The sequence below is a fragment of the Mesorhizobium sp. WSM4871 genome (assembly GCF_055811295.1).
This window is the reverse complement of sequence record NZ_JBVVPU010000033.1, coordinates 1-13,682: the sequence shown is the minus strand read 5'-3', so window position 1 is coordinate 13,682 and position 13,682 is coordinate 1. Positions and strand designations below refer to the sequence as shown.

The window sequence follows — 13,682 nt, the reverse complement described above, 5'->3', positions numbered from 1 at the left end:
TCGTCTGGAAAGCAGACCCCAATGAGATCATTGCAGCAGTCAAACGCGGGCACCAAGCGTTGGAATCAATCCACTAGTGTCACTCTCGTCGCGCACGATGGTGGCAAGCTTGATGATTCCGACCAGCCCGGTCGCCCTGACAATCCCTTGATTTCGCTGACCGCTGATAATTTCCATTTTCCCCGCCTTCTGACGGGCGCAAAACGGTGTCCTTCGATTGGGTGCCGGTCCGCTATCGAAGCGTTATTTCGATTCTCAAGAACCCATTCTACGCAGGGGTCTACGTCTATGGTAAAAGTGAGAAGCGAACAGAGATTGTCGATGGCCGGGCTCGTAAAAGCTACGGACACAGCAAGCCTTTCGCAACGTGGGACGTGCTGCTCCGGGATCATCATGAAGGCTATATCGATTGGGATGAGTTTGAAAGAAACCAGCGCCTTATCGCCGTCAATGCCTTTGGTCAAAAAGGCGGGATCAAGTCCGGTCGTGGAGGTCGAGCGTTGCTCGCAGGCCTGCTCACCTGCGGCCGGTGTTGAAGACGGTGGGGCGTTGTCTATTCGGGACGCCCTCCAGGCCACCCTTATTACCGCTGCGAACGTATCAACCAGATGTTCGCCAAACCGCGATGCATGACTTTGGCGCTTCCCGCATCGACCCTGCGATCGGCAAGGAGATACTGAGGGCCGTAACGCCCATGGCGATCGAGGCGGCGATGGAAGCTGACCAAATGCATCGGGATAATCTGGAAGAACGGCATCGCATGATGGAGCTGGACTTGTAGCAAGCGCGCTACGAGGCATCTCTAGCAGAAAGTCGTTATGCCGCTTGCGACCCTGATACCGGCTGATCGCTGCTCAGCTTGAGAAGAGCTGGGAAGCAGCGCTCAGGCGCGTGGAAACGTGTGAAGCGGCTCTAATCCAAGCCCGACAAGTCGAACATGCAATCCCAACTCCCGATTTCGCCGGCATTGCCACCGACCTGGAGGCCGCCTGGCGCGCGCCTAGTGTCGATATGCGTTGCCGTCAGCAACTCCTTCGCACTATTGTGTCCGATATCATTGCTGATGTCGATGAAGAGAAGCGCGAAGTCCTTCAGGATCGCGGCCAATACGGGAACACCACTCCCGGCGATTGAAGCGGTGCATGGCAAGGACGTGGTGGATCAGGTAGCGGTGAATGCGGCCGTTTCCGTCCTCGAACTGATGGATGTAGACAAGGCCGAAGGCGAAGATTGCGGCGGCGACGACTGCATCAAGGTTTTGCGGTGGGCCTTGATAGAACGCACTTCCATAACAACTTCCTGGACTGAAGGCGTCGCAAGGCAAGACATTGTCGGCGCTGATCGTCGTCCCAGCTGATCCAAGCATCGGTTCCTGCTTCTTGGGTCTAGCGCCCTAGGCGACGCCATGGTCGGCGAGCGCTCTGGCTGACCTTAATCCAAATACCTAAGAATCACAGGGTTCCATTGCGCTGATCGAGACGGCCTTCTAGACCTATCCATGCCATGGATGCATTCCATCCAAACAACCAAGTTTACGGATCTGTCATGATGCTGCATAGCGAAATACCGGCAGGCACCGATCGATCACTCCACTGCCTCGATCATTAGATGAGCGCGCAAAAAGATTCCAATAGAAGGAGAACTGTGGATGCCCCCGTGCCAGTGGATGCCCTGCTGTTCGGCGGAACTCTGAGGGGTCCTTGCGCCACACCGTGTTGTAGAGACCGCATATCTGAACAGCAGGTGGCTGAGAGCGATGGCCCTTGCATTAGAAAGTACTAGCCCATTGCAACATGACCCCACCCTGCCTGTCCACTAGCAAAGCGAAATCATGAAATTCGGGTCAAGCGGCGTTCGAGGTTTGGCTTCGGAATTGGTCGGCAAGGCCAGCGGACTTTATGCCGAAGCTTTCGCTTGGCGTTTGATTTCCAGCCGGGTTCAGCCGAGTAGTTCGGTCTTCGTAGGCCGCGACCTACGTGACAGCAGTCAGGCGATAGCCAACAATTGCATGGCGGCGTTGGCCGCAAATGGTTTCCAGCCGATCGATTGCGGCACCATACCTACGCCTGCGCTGGCACTATATGCATGCAAACACGGCGCGGCGGCTCTTATGGTAACCGGGTCGCACATTCCAGCCGATCGCAATGGCATCAAGTTCTATGGCCCGAATGGTGAAATCAGCAAGGCGGATGAGGCCGCGATTACGCGCTTTGTAGCCGAAAGATCAGTTGCGTATTGCTTACCAACGGCTTGTCTGGGAACGACGTGGCCTATGCACCGTGAAGAAGCAATCGCCTCTTATCGAGAGCGCGCCCATAATATGCTGGAGCCGGGCTCACTTTCCGGCATGAGACTTGGTGTCTATCAGCACAGTTCGGTCGCGGCGGAACTGTTGGTACAGGTTCTTCGATCGCTCGGTGCCAGCGTGGTCGCCGTCGGGAAAACCGGGACCTTCGTACCTGTCGATACCGAGGCCGTGGACGCAGCAACAATCGCGAAATTGAAGAAGTGGGTCCGCGAATTCGGTCTCGATGCCATCGTGTCGACCGATGCGGACGCTGATCGGCCACTCATCGCTGATGAAAATGGCGATCTTCTTCGCGGCGACCTGGTTGGGCTTGCAACGGCTCTTTTCCTGAAGGCAGACACGATCGTGACGCCAGTGACCTCCAATTCGGGAATTTCGAAGGCCTTTGGTTTCGCGGTCCAGAGGACGAAAGTCGGGTCTCCATTTGTCATTGAAGCAATGGAAGCATTACACGGCGCCGGCGGCGTCATCGTCGGCTTTGAGGCCAATGGTGGTGTTCTGCTGGGCTCGGATTGTGTGGTGAATGGGAAGACATTGACTGCACTGCCGACGCGGGACTCATTCCTCCCGATTTTGGCCGTCCTCAGTACGGTGGCATCGACAAAAAAGAAGCTGTCGCGACTGCGCGGGCTTTGGAATCTTCCTGTGTGCGCCAGTGACCGGCTTCAGAACTTCCCCTCGGAAAGTTCACGCAGATTGATGGATCATCTCGCAAGCTGGAACGCACTGCAGCACTTTCTTGCCTCGTTCGGGACCGTCGCCGAAGTTGACGAAACCGATGGCCTCAGGGCGCGGATGCATACGGGCGAGATCATACATCTGCGGCCTTCCGGCAATGCCCCGGAACTGCGCTGCTACTCGGAAGCTTCGACCGAGAGCAGGGCCATCGCAATCGTCGCCTCGACGCTGCAAAGGGCACAGGCATTCGCGCTTACAGACGAGATAGAGGACCTTTGATGAAAGTGGTTCCGGTCATCATCAGCGGTGGAGCTGGTTCGCGGCTCTGGCCGGCCTCAAGGCAATCGCACCCCAAACCTTTCCTGAAGGTGGCGGATGGACATTCGCTCATCCAGCACACCGTGTTACGCGCCGCTTCGATACCGGACGTCGTAGAGCTTGTTACCGTGACGTCCACGGGGCACCTCTTCCTTACAAAAGACGTTTTCGACGAACTGGATTCCGTGGTTTTGCCACGCACCTTTCTGCTTGAGCCTGAGGGTCGGGATACCGCCGCCGCCATTGCTGCGGCAACCGTCCATACCAAGGCAACACAGGGTCCCGATGCTGTTCTGTGCATTTTTCCCGCCGACCACATGATTGGTGACCTGCCAGCATTTCAAACCGCCATGAGCCGGGCAATCGAACAGGCGCAGCAGGGGCGTATCGCAACCTTGGGCATAACCCCGGATAGGCCAGACACCGCATTCGGCTACATCGAGGCCGAGGGTGAGAAAGTTGTCCGGTTCGTCGAGAAACCGAACGCCGAGACTGCCAAATCTTATGTCGCGTCCAAACGTTTCTTCTGGAACGCTGGCATCTTCTGCTTCAAGGCGCAGGTCATGCTCGACGAAATGGCTGCGCATTGCCCGGAGGTGATCAATGCCGTTCTCGACAGCTATGATAACGCTCGCGTCAGCCACGGCGAACATGTTGCCAGCGTCGAACTCGCATCTGAGCACTTCGCCATGGCGCCGCGTATTTCACTCGACCGAGCGGTGATGGAAAAAACACACAATCTCTCCGTCGTTCCCTGCGAAATGGGGTGGAACGACATTGGATCTTGGAACGCAATGGCCGAACTGGTCCCCGCTGACGGGAGCGGCAACAGGATTCGCGGCGATGTCCACGTGGTCGACACCGTGGGCAGTTACATAAGCTCGGACAAACGCGTCATCGGCACCGTCGGCATCAGCGACCTGGTGATCGTGGATTCCCCAGATGCATTGCTTGTTGCGTCCCGCGATCGCGTCCAGGACGTCAAGAAACTCTTCGAGGGCCTCAAGGCTGCGGGACATGAAGCGCACTTGCTTCACAGTACCGTGCACCGGCCCTGGGGCACCTACACGGTTCTGGAGGAAAGCGAGCGCTTCAAGATCAAGCGCATCGAGGTGAAGCCGGGCGGACGCTTGAGCCTGCAGATGCACCATCACCGCTCCGAGCACTGGGTCGTGGTCAGCGGCACTGCGAAAATAGTCAACGGCGACCAGGAGCTACTCCTGACAACTAATCAATCTACCTATATCCCTTGCGGCCACAAACACCGGCTCGAAAACCCCGGCAATATTGGACTGGTGATGATCGAGGTCCAAAGCGGCGAGTATCTCGGCGAAGATGACATCGTGCGGCTTGAGGACGTATACGGTCGAACCTGATAGTCCAACGTCACATGCCCTACGGTGGCTGGCAGACCGAACCTGCGTCGGCATGTGGGCTGTCAGGCGACCGCCGGCTAAGCAAGGCGAGGCAAACCAGAACAGGTTTTATGAGTATGGCTAGTGAGCGATGTCGCAACGACAGGCTGGCCGAATTGTTGAGACGGCAGTTTTCCGGCGAGATTGTCAGACGACGCTTGTGCATCCGCTGCACCCGCTGCAACGGCATGCGCTGCTACAGCCGCTCGAGTTGCGGAAGGTGATCGGCAATATCAGTCGATCAGGTGCGCGATGAGGTTCGTTGCCATGTACGGCAGGCGCGACATGAGCGGCCTGGCACTCTGACGGGTAGGCCAGCATGCGCCAGGCCCGATTGGCGGAGGCTCGGAAGAGAAACGCGGCATCGGCTGACGAAGATAATACGCTCCTGCGCGCCGGTGACGGATCGGGGCCATTAGGCGTAGGGGCATCGCTATCGCCATGCCACGTAAACAATCCTATTCGGGCTGGGCAGATGGACGGTAATTCCAGCTTTCGACGGCGTTGACTTCGTCGATGCAGACCGGCCCCGATGCACCGCAGTCCTCGCATTTCATCACAACGCGCGCCTCGTCCGTCTCATATGGCCTAATCTCGCAGCTTGCGCAGAACGGGCAAGGGATCGCTTTCATCGTGACGAACCTTCCTGATGGCCTCGGGCGGTTTCGCCGAAACCTTTCGGCTAAGCCGCTCGACTTCACAAGCGCTGATCGTTGTGCCGTAGTTCGGCGCCACCATCGGGTAGGATATTTTGTCCACATGCCCTCGTACCGGCCGGTGTGCCGGTGCTACTGTTCGCTCCGATTCTCTCGGAACTTTGTGATCCATTCATCGTGCACGGCTTTGGCAAAGTGATGCGCATCTCGGTCGCGACTTATGTTCGTTCATAATGGCCGCGGCGCGCCACGTCTCGGATCGTTTCCATTCTCTAAGCGGCGCGTGAACCGGATAAATTCCCACTCGCGCTCAAATTCGGCAGGCACCCCTGCGTATTTTCGCTTTAGGTCTTTTGTTCCCAAGTTCTTGTTGGCTTCCTTGCGACCCACCAACGCGGCTAGGCGGTTCTCACTATCCACAGATCTGGCCTCTCGTGCGGGTTACATCCGTGTCGCCCAGCATGAGACCGATCTTCCGCAGAGCGAATCGATTCCGTAGAAATAAGAATTCTGCCACCGCCCCGCCGCCGTAAGGGTATTGATATACCCTTGGGATTTTGATCCGACCTGGCAGGCGGCGGGTAATCTTCAGAGGCCGACGTCAGGCAGCGTTCGGGATACCCGAGATTTCATCGAAGATACTCTCAGCCAAGCCAAGCGCCCGAGCGATCCGATCGCGATAGCCCTTGTCGAAACAATTGCCAGATTCGATCAGCCCAACCTCCTCGACTGTCAGACCGCTGGTCACGGCAATGTCCTCGGTCGAATAGCCAAGATGTTCCCGACATGCCTGAATTAGGGGTTTTCCATTTGAGATTGCGGTAAGCACTGCCTCGGGCAGCGCGAAAGGCGTTGCGGTCATTTTGCCTCCAAATGCAGAGAACGGCCATTCGATAACTCGAAACAAGCGGCGGCCGATGTTGAAATAGGATGCCGAAACAGCCCGAGCCGGCGGCATCCAAAAATGCGATCACTCTCGAACGTGTGAGAGGCGCTACGCTAATATGGCGGCCGCCGCCGTTTAGATCAAGAACCTTGGCTCGCTTTACGAGGATTGCTCCAGTGGCCACAATACGACGACACAGTGCGCAGCGCCGTCATCATGCTCACATCGATGATTGCGCGGCCGCTTTAACGCGCCGTCGGCTTGCGGCGCGATTGAGGAGCCGCGATCTGGCGGTCGGGCACTAGGCGCAACAGCTCGCGGACCAGCGTCAAAGTATCTGCCGGGACTGTCTAGCGATGTTTGCCGGCGGCGTTCATCTTGAGCTTTAATACCGTGTGGTCCCCTCCCGCCCATGCAGGAGGCCGGGTGCCCTTCGGACAAGACGCTGAGGGACCAACATCTCTCTGTTTCAGCCCGACTGTTGGCTGTCAGATCCGCGACACCGGAGTGGGGCTGCGCTTTGCTGCGAATTCCTTCAACCTGTTGAATGATGACCAGAAAATCCGCCGGAGGTTCCTTCTGCTCAGTTGGCACGACTTTTGATGCTTCTCGAGAGGCGACAGGAGATACCGACTGGCGTTCATCGTGGGTGACTTCGCGCAATGCAACGAAGGAAGACAATATGTCAGGTCCGCGTCAGAATCGATTTTATGCAAAGAGGATTGCCGCCTTTAGCGCAAGGCGTTCACGAACCGCATATCAACAATGGCTTCCGTGCAAAACGCAGGGAGATCACGCGTGAAAATCCTATTCACTACGGTGGCTGTCGCGTTGCCGGCCATCGCTTTTGCTGCACAAACGATCCCCGTATACCTCAGCGAAACAGCACGGGCCACCTTCAAGGCTCTACCATCCATCACGCCGACAGTCGCCAACAACCCGATCACACCGGAGAAGATAGCCCTGGGCAAGGCAATGTTCTTCGATCCACGCCTCTCGGCGTCAGGCGTCTTGTCGTGCAATTCGTGCCACAACTTGGCCACCGGGGGCGACGACAATCATGAAAGCTCGATCGGCCATGGTTGGCAGAAGGGACCGCGGAACGCGCCGACGGTACTGAACGCTGTCTTCAACATAGCGCAGTTCTGGGATGGTCGTGCTGAAGACCTGAAGGTTCAGGCCAAGGCACCGATCCAAGCCGCTGTCGAAATGGCCAACACACCAGGTCAACTCATCGCCACGCTCAAGTCGATGCCGCAATATGTCGAGTGGTTCAATTCAGCTTTCTCGGGCGAAGCCGATCGCGTCACCTTCGAAAACGTCGCCAAGGCAATCGAAGCATTTGAGGCGACACTGGTCACACCGGCGCCCTTCGATGCCTTCCTCAACGGCGATGACGCCGCTATGACTTCCGAACAGAAACAGGGCCTGACGCTTTTCATGGACAAAGGCTGCTCGTCCTGCCACGGCGGTATCAACGTGGGTGGGGAGGGCTATGCCCCATTCGGCCTCGTTGAAAAGCCCAACACCGATGTCCTGCCGGAAAACGACAAAGGCCGATTTGCCGTGACCCGTGAAGCCGACGATTCCTATGTTTTCCGCGTGGCGCCGTTGCGCAACGTAGCACTCACCGCGCCATACTTTCATTCGGGCAAGGTTTGGGATCTGAAACAGGCCGTCGCCATTATGGGGACCACCCAGCTCGGCCAAGAATTGACGGAAAAAGAAGTCGACCTGCTCGTTGCCTTCCTTAATTCGCTGACCGGAAAAGTACCGGAGGTCGCCTATCCCGTCTTACCGGCCGAAACGCCGACAACGCCTCGACCTGTATTGCATATCCTCCCGCAATGATTGGCCGGAGCTGGCTAGTGAAGGTCGCAATCACGAATGATTGCGACCTTCACTGGGACGAGACGATCATGACTTCCGGCGAGGCCTATCCAACTGGAGCTAGGTGGACTTTCATATCCGAATTCCATTGAAACGCTAAGTGAAAACCTGACCCGTCGACGCCCAATTGCGGCACGACGGTATGACCGCCTTGTCGGCCACCTCGATCAGACGCTCCGACTACCCGACTGTGTCACGATGTGTCGTTGCATGCACCCGCGCTTAGATTCGCTGACAAGCTCGGATCCATCTGATCGAGCCATCGCGGTGAATATTCCGCGCGGCGTTGGCGTGCGCCCAGCAGAAACCGCCATGCCTTCAGATCCACCCCTTCAAACGTGCTCGATGGCGTTGCGACGCGCTAGCAGTTGTTCCAGCTCTGCAAACGCACCGATACGAAAACAAAGCTGCGACAGGCAGCGACGTGGCTCGAACGAGCATTTGTCAATGCACACCGCAAGTGCCGCTTGCTCTCGGGCTATCTCATCCATATAGCTGGGCGCAACAGAGGGAGCGCCAGTTGTTCAGTCGTCGTCAGCCGCGACCTCTGTGCAATTCGTTCTAACAAGGAAGAACCTATGAGGCGGCAGACCCGACCGTTCACTGTGGAGGTCAAACAAAAGCGCAATTATCAAAAACGGGGCCGTTCCATCTGGAGCGATGTCGATCTCTCCGTAGCCATAGCCGACACAACAAGGGAGCTCAAAGAAATGGATCTAAATGGTCGGCTGATTGACTCTAATGTCATAGCCCTTGATGCTGAACACGGTCTCAAACCGCGAGCGGAGAATCTCATGGCAAATCCCCCAGACGCTGAATCAGTAGAAACTGCAACCGAACCTGCTCCCAGCGGAACTGAAACGAAGAAGAAATCCTCACCGTCGCGGGAGGCGAAGGCTGCGCCTGGTCGCAAGAATGGCGCCAATACGGCGTCCCCGGCGAAGGAAGCAACAGCAACAGCAGCGGCCGTGCGGAGCCCCCGGAAGGTCTACTCCGGAAAAGAGCGCGCCCAGAAGCTCGCTCAGATCGAGACGTCGATCAGCGGCAGCGCCACTCTCAAGAGCGCCGTAAAGCAGGCCGGTATATCGGAACAGACCTATTATCACTGGAAGAAGGCCGCGGCGCCTACATCCGATGGCGACGATCTGAAGGATCTGCTCGCCCTCGAGCAAGAAAACAAGCGATTGAAGAGCCTGCTCGCGGAACGCCTGCGCAGAGAGAACGCCGAACTGAAGACGAAGCTGGGGTTGCAATAACGCTTCAGAAGTCTCCTGATTCGATGCCGGCATTCGGCCGGACGGATCGTAGAACTGTGACGGGTCGATCGGCGCCCGAACACGAGCAAGCCAGCTGCGGGCCACAAGATCTACCCTTATCTGTTGCGCGGGATTAAGATCGCACGGCCGAACCATGTCTGGGCGATGGACATCAGCTACATCCCGATGCGGCGCGGCTTCGTCTATCTGGCAGCCGTCGTCGACGTGTTCAGCCGGCGGGTGCTGGCCCATCGGGACTCAATCACGATGGAGGCGGCGTTTTGCGTCGAAGCGCTCGAGGAGGCCCTGGCCAGACATGGCCGACCCGAGATCTTCAACTCGGACCGGGCAGCCAGTTCACCAGCCTCGAGTTCACAGGCGTGCTGACGGCGGCGAGCGTGTCCATCAGCATGGATGGCAAAGGTGCCTGGCGCGACAACGTCTTCGTCGAGCGGCTGTGGCGCACGATCAAATACGAGGCGGTCATGCGCGCCTACGACCGGTATCTCGCCTTCTGTAATGGACGGCGCCCGCATTCGAGCCTTGACGGGCGCACGCCCGACGAGGCTTATTTCGGCGCGCAAGCGATGGCGACGGCCGCATGATCGTCGCCGCGCGATTTTGCTGCAGCTCTGGTCGGGCTACGCCCTCCCGACGCCGCAGCAAAATCGCAAAGCCCCGCGCTCAACGTAACCGGCAGCATGCCACTTAAATTCCGCGGGCGCTGTCCAAACAAGCGGAGCCAGCTCTTGGGGCGACCTACACGCTTACCTGAGTCACGAAGCTATCACCCGCATTGCCTTGGATGCAGTCCACAACCGCCGTTGCTCTAGACTGAAAAATAATGTTCCGGGTGCGTGTGAAAGTCGTCAAAACTCACTTTGGCGAGCGTGATCGAATTACCCGGTTCGAGGTCAACGACCGTGTCTTTGCCAGACTGATAGGCGCGACCGGCAAGTACTTCAACCGTAGCTTCAGTGCCATTGATCATTACCCCGCTGATCGACAGGGTGTCCTGCCCCGCCTCGAAGTCCATCACTTTATCGTTGCCGGTCTGGGCTTCGAAGACGAACTCGTCGGAGCCCTTACCGCCGAACAGACGATCGTCGCCTTTGCCACCGTAGATCATGTCATGCCGTCATCACCCGCCAGAGTATCGTCGACCTTACCGCCGGCCACACGATCGTCGCCTGTGCCGCCGTAGAGATGGTCACGGCCCTCTCCGCCGTACAGATGATCGTCGCCCTCCGCCGAACTGATGATCGTCGCCCTCTTCGCCGTACAGATAATCCTTGCCCGCACCGCCGAACAGAGAATCGTTGCCCCTCTCACCATGTAGGAAGTCATAGCCCTCATTGCCGCACAAAAAATCGTCGCCGCCACCGCCCCATATCGAATCGTCGCCTGGACCGCCGTTCACATAATCGGCGTCGTCGCCACAAACGATCTCCTCGTCCCCGGGGCGCCCCCGCTGCCCGTCGCCCGGGCTGTGCAAATCGTTCCTGTTCTGGTTGTCGAGGATCAAGTCCTCATCGGGCCTCCCATGCAAAACGATCGTTGAAGTCTCTGCCACTGACTAGTGCCATGTGTCTTTCTCCTGTGTTGTGTCTGCTAGAGGGGCCGGCACGGAAGGCATCCCACCCTGGCTGCCGAACATACATGTCGGATCTGACGCAAACCTGACGTGCACCTCACCAGACGTTATGACCGTGGTCTGAGCGGCCGGGCCCGCCCTTAGTCTTTGCAGCTGTTAAGCAACGGGGGGTGCTTCTCTATTCGGCGTGTTGAAGTCAAGCGCTTTTCGAGCTTTCCGCTTCGCCGGCATCTGAGGTCTTTCGCGGGGTCTTGCTTCTTTACGAGATCGGCGCTCGGGGCCGTCGCCTTGATGGGGATGAGAAGCATGAGGCGGAACAATCTCGGAAGCGTCCTGATCGTTGTGATGCGACCGGTACTGCAACCCTCGCGAACTCACCTCATTCGTCGTCCCGCGAAGGACGCTCTTTCCACCGGCTGGTGGAACCTTATGGGGTGATCCTTGTCACGCTCGCTCTGCGATCATGTTTCATCTCCGTGTTCTGCCGTCCCCGACCTGGTTTCGGCTCGGCCACCGCGCGCCGGAGGCTGCGATGGTCAGGCGCACGATCAGGCGGCTTTCGGCATGATGTCTTGTCGCGTCCAACGAAACTCTGTGCCGTCGCGCCACATGCGATGCATGATCACCGCCAGCCGGCGAGCCAATGCGACAATGGCCTTTTGTCGGCCGCGCCGCCTGGCAACATTCATCGCCCACGCCCTCAGCCACGACCATTTGGTCACGCGCGTTAGCAGTGTCTGCGCGGCTTCGTAAAGCAGCGTTCGCATCATTGCCGTCGCCGCAGCGGGATATCCGGCCGATGCGGCGCCTTTCGCCCGACTCATGGAGCACCGGCGTCAGCCCCAGGATCGGTCCGACCGCCTTGGAGTTGTGGAAGCGGGCCGGAATGTCGATGGTCGCGTTATAGGCCAGCGCCACCACCGGACCGACGCCGGTATCGTCGTCAGCCGCCGGCAGACCGCATCACCGCGGACAATGGCCAGAAGTTTGCGGTGAAGCGCGGCAAAATTCTCGCGCAGCTTGCTACGCGCCTCGAGCAGCGGTTCGACGATTTCGGCCAGATCGGGCATCCCTTCGGTGAGCTCGCGGATGCGGGCCTCGAACTTGACGGCGCCGACCATGCCGACCTTGAGGCCGAAGTTGCGCAATAGCCCGCGGATGTCGTTCTGGATGGCGATCGCCTTGTCCTGCAAGAGTTTGCGCGCAATCAGCAGGGCCCGGCGCCTTCTGCTCGTCAGCGTCTTGACATGGACCGGGCGAAACAGGTTGCCCGGCATCATCTGGGCAATGCCGCGGGCGTCAATGCGCTCGGATTGTTCATGGTGGCCACCAGGAGATCGCCTCAGAAGCGGCGCCCATTCGGAAACATTAGCACCTCCGCGTCTTGTCGCGGCTGCTTGAACTCTTCGACGGCAACCGCCTCAATTAGCAAATCCAAGGCTTCGCGCCCCCTCCGACTCATCGGGTCATCGCCACGCAAGTAATGATACGCTCGATCTAAATGCACTCGCGCGGCGGAAAAATCGCTTGTCATGTGACCCTCTCAGTTGCCGCCCGCGTTAGCCATCTACGAGGTGAGGATCGCGCAATCGTCACTATCCACAGACGGATTTGATTTAAATTGCGAATGATGTGGGATAATCACAACGCCTGCTTGTCTTGTGCGAGAGCCCCTTGCTTACGTCGCCGGCCGGGCCCGGTTGGCTCTGCAATTGGGGTTCCGTGGTGTGCGCCGATCGCACGTTTCATGCGATGGTCGTCATTGAACCTCGCATCGGCCGCTACTGCTATGTTCGGTCGGCAGCCGATGCCCGGAAAGTGCTCCTCCGCGAATGACCTGACCACGTGGAAGCATGGGTCCTAACTCGTGCAGGAGGTTGTCGCAGGCCAGTTTTTAGAATGGCCGCAGAAACGCCGCAGCTTGCATGAAACAGCCCCTTCGCGCGTGTTACCAAGCACACGACAGCCGTCAGCCGGTAGTGGCGCGGAATGCCTTGTCAGGTTTGCCAAGCGAGCCCTGCCAATGTGTCCCCAGCATCAACCATAAGCTGTCCCGAGTTTCTGGCCGGATCGCACGCGCAGGCATCCTGTTCTCCTGTCTCGCGCCGCTCGCGCGGGCCGTATATACTACGGTCCCGGCACCAAAGAAAAATCTGCTCGAGCATCGCGCCAACCGATTGCCCGGTCGGACACAGTTCGCCAGCGATCCACAATGTCAGCTCTTCCCGATCGGGCCGTTCTGGCGGAGACACTGCAAAATCTCGGCATAATGGCGGCGCGCAGTCCGTCCGGAGAAATCATACTGGTTCACGGCGTCACATTCGACGCACGCAGAAGGACGAAACATACGCGCCAATCCCAGTCGCGGCGGGGCCGGCTTGCCGTTCACAAAATCCATGTCGAAAAAGCTCAGGCTCCCACGCCCGATAAAATCCTCATTCGAAATACTCAAACTCCTGTCATTCCCCGCAATTAGCGGGACAATTTTCCCACAACGTCCTTCTTGGCCAAAATCCCAGCTTCGAGCCGACAGGGCCAGAATCTGCTGCAGCGGCTGTTCCCAGGGCATGCCGGAGCCTGCTGCGCGAGCTGGGACCGTAATCGTTCACCTCTGCCTCTGACGCCGCGAATGCCATCTCCGGCGAAACCGTCGGCGACATCATCGTCTACCACTCCGACGG

The 13,682-nt window shown here is 58.2% G+C and carries 13 protein-coding genes and 3 pseudogenes; 7 read left to right on the top strand and 9 right to left on the bottom strand.

Annotation, left to right across the window (positions count from 1 at the left end):
* Positions 1 to 39 precede the first annotated feature (39 nt).
* On the bottom strand, positions 40 to 177 hold the full coding sequence (locus tag AC0L2H_RS32035; RefSeq protein ID WP_155772679.1) for a hypothetical protein: 138 nt from the start codon (positions 175 to 177) through the stop codon (positions 40 to 42).
* 29 nt (positions 178 to 206) lie between these two features.
* Here AC0L2H_RS32035 and AC0L2H_RS32030 point away from each other — a divergent pair, with 29 nt between their 5' ends.
* A complete protein-coding gene (locus AC0L2H_RS32030) occupies positions 207 to 536 on the top strand; it encodes a recombinase family protein (protein ID WP_317452345.1) in 330 nt (109 codons plus the stop codon).
* 89 nt (positions 537 to 625) lie between these two features.
* A complete protein-coding gene (locus AC0L2H_RS32025) occupies positions 626 to 781 on the top strand; it encodes a hypothetical protein (RefSeq protein ID WP_019863234.1) in 156 nt (51 codons plus the stop codon).
* Positions 782 to 1,054: 273 nt separating this feature from the next.
* Here AC0L2H_RS32025 and AC0L2H_RS32020 read toward each other — a convergent pair whose 3' ends face one another.
* Positions 1,055 to 1,366, bottom strand: a complete 312-nt coding sequence (locus AC0L2H_RS32020) for a Fic family protein (protein ID WP_317452344.1) — start codon at positions 1,364 to 1,366, stop codon at positions 1,055 to 1,057.
* Positions 1,367 to 1,831: 465 nt separating this feature from the next.
* Between AC0L2H_RS32020 and AC0L2H_RS32015 the strand changes: the two genes are divergently transcribed.
* Both AC0L2H_RS32015 and AC0L2H_RS32010 read left to right on the top strand, forming a co-directional pair.
* Positions 1,832 to 3,265, top strand: a complete 1,434-nt coding sequence (locus AC0L2H_RS32015) for a phosphomannomutase (protein WP_019863237.1) — start codon at positions 1,832 to 1,834, stop codon at positions 3,263 to 3,265.
* The gene (locus AC0L2H_RS32010) at positions 3,265 to 4,680 is read left to right on the top strand and encodes a mannose-1-phosphate guanylyltransferase/mannose-6-phosphate isomerase (protein WP_019863238.1); all 1,416 of its coding nucleotides are present in this window, start codon (positions 3,265 to 3,267) and stop codon (positions 4,678 to 4,680) included. Before AC0L2H_RS32015 ends, AC0L2H_RS32010 begins: the two co-directional genes overlap by 1 nt.
* A 1,296-nt stretch (positions 4,681 to 5,976) precedes the next feature.
* Here AC0L2H_RS32010 and AC0L2H_RS32005 read toward each other — a convergent pair.
* Positions 5,977 to 6,237: a RodZ family helix-turn-helix domain-containing protein gene (locus AC0L2H_RS32005; protein ID WP_027047760.1), complete on the bottom strand. Its 261-nt coding sequence runs from the start codon at positions 6,235 to 6,237 to the stop codon at positions 5,977 to 5,979.
* A gap of 789 nt (positions 6,238 to 7,026) precedes the next feature.
* Here AC0L2H_RS32005 and AC0L2H_RS32000 point away from each other — a divergent pair.
* The 3 genes and pseudogenes from AC0L2H_RS32000 to AC0L2H_RS31990 form a co-directional block, all read left to right on the top strand.
* Positions 7,027 to 8,112, top strand: coding sequence for a cytochrome-c peroxidase (locus AC0L2H_RS32000; protein WP_019863240.1), 1,086 nt, complete (start codon positions 7,027 to 7,029; stop codon positions 8,110 to 8,112).
* A 617-nt stretch (positions 8,113 to 8,729) separates the two neighbouring features.
* A complete protein-coding gene (locus AC0L2H_RS31995) occupies positions 8,730 to 9,407 on the top strand; it encodes a transposase (RefSeq protein WP_019863241.1) in 678 nt (225 codons plus the stop codon).
* A 69-nt stretch (positions 9,408 to 9,476) separates the two neighbouring features.
* Positions 9,477 to 10,012, top strand: a pseudogene (locus AC0L2H_RS31990) (transposase); the annotation flags it as partial.
* Between the two features lie 224 nt (positions 10,013 to 10,236).
* Here AC0L2H_RS31990 and AC0L2H_RS31985 read toward each other — a convergent pair.
* The 6 genes and pseudogenes from AC0L2H_RS31985 to AC0L2H_RS31960 all read right to left on the bottom strand — a co-directional run.
* Positions 10,237 to 10,539, bottom strand: a pseudogene (locus AC0L2H_RS31985) (M10 family metallopeptidase C-terminal domain-containing protein); the annotation flags it as partial.
* On the bottom strand, positions 10,533 to 10,640 hold the full coding sequence (locus AC0L2H_RS31980) for a hypothetical protein (RefSeq protein WP_394811863.1): 108 nt from the start codon (positions 10,638 to 10,640) through the stop codon (positions 10,533 to 10,535). The pseudogene AC0L2H_RS31985 and the gene AC0L2H_RS31980, both read right to left, overlap by 7 nt.
* Positions 10,618 to 10,932, bottom strand: coding sequence for a calcium-binding protein (locus AC0L2H_RS31975; RefSeq protein WP_167626464.1), 315 nt, complete (start codon positions 10,930 to 10,932; stop codon positions 10,618 to 10,620). The genes AC0L2H_RS31980 and AC0L2H_RS31975 overlap by 23 nt, the downstream gene beginning before the upstream one ends.
* 617 nt (positions 10,933 to 11,549) lie before the next feature.
* A pseudogene (locus tag AC0L2H_RS31970) lies at positions 11,550 to 12,317 on the bottom strand (IS110 family RNA-guided transposase); the annotation flags it as partial.
* A gap of 26 nt (positions 12,318 to 12,343) precedes the next feature.
* Positions 12,344 to 12,535: a hypothetical protein gene (locus tag AC0L2H_RS31965; protein WP_027047765.1), complete on the bottom strand. Its 192-nt coding sequence runs from the start codon at positions 12,533 to 12,535 to the stop codon at positions 12,344 to 12,346.
* A 681-nt stretch (positions 12,536 to 13,216) separates the two neighbouring features.
* Positions 13,217 to 13,570: a hypothetical protein gene (locus AC0L2H_RS31960; RefSeq protein ID WP_032920888.1), complete on the bottom strand. Its 354-nt coding sequence runs from the start codon at positions 13,568 to 13,570 to the stop codon at positions 13,217 to 13,219.
* Positions 13,571 to 13,682 lie beyond the last annotated feature (112 nt).

Bases quoted from the DNA above. Each gene is read 5' to 3' on its own strand.
- AC0L2H_RS31965 (WP_027047765.1), bottom strand. From the start codon at position 12,535: ATGACAAGCGATTTTTCCGCCGCGCGAGTGCATTTAGATCGAGCGTAT.
- AC0L2H_RS32020 (WP_317452344.1), bottom strand. From the start codon at position 1,366: ATGCTTGGATCAGCTGGGACGACGATCAGCGCCGACAATGTCTTGCCT.
- AC0L2H_RS32015 (WP_019863237.1), top strand. From the start codon at position 1,832: ATGAAATTCGGGTCAAGCGGCGTTCGAGGTTTGGCTTCGGAATTGGTC.
- AC0L2H_RS32025 (WP_019863234.1), top strand. From the start codon at position 626: ATGCATGACTTTGGCGCTTCCCGCATCGACCCTGCGATCGGCAAGGAG.
- AC0L2H_RS32005 (WP_027047760.1), bottom strand. From the start codon at position 6,237: ATGACCGCAACGCCTTTCGCGCTGCCCGAGGCAGTGCTTACCGCAATC.
- AC0L2H_RS32010 (WP_019863238.1), top strand. From the start codon at position 3,265: ATGAAAGTGGTTCCGGTCATCATCAGCGGTGGAGCTGGTTCGCGGCTC.
- AC0L2H_RS32035 (WP_155772679.1), bottom strand. From the start codon at position 177: ATGGAAATTATCAGCGGTCAGCGAAATCAAGGGATTGTCAGGGCGACC.
- AC0L2H_RS32000 (WP_019863240.1), top strand. From the start codon at position 7,027: ATGGCTTCCGTGCAAAACGCAGGGAGATCACGCGTGAAAATCCTATTC.
- AC0L2H_RS31995 (WP_019863241.1), top strand. From the start codon at position 8,730: ATGAGGCGGCAGACCCGACCGTTCACTGTGGAGGTCAAACAAAAGCGC.
- AC0L2H_RS31960 (WP_032920888.1), bottom strand. From the start codon at position 13,570: ATGCCCTGGGAACAGCCGCTGCAGCAGATTCTGGCCCTGTCGGCTCGA.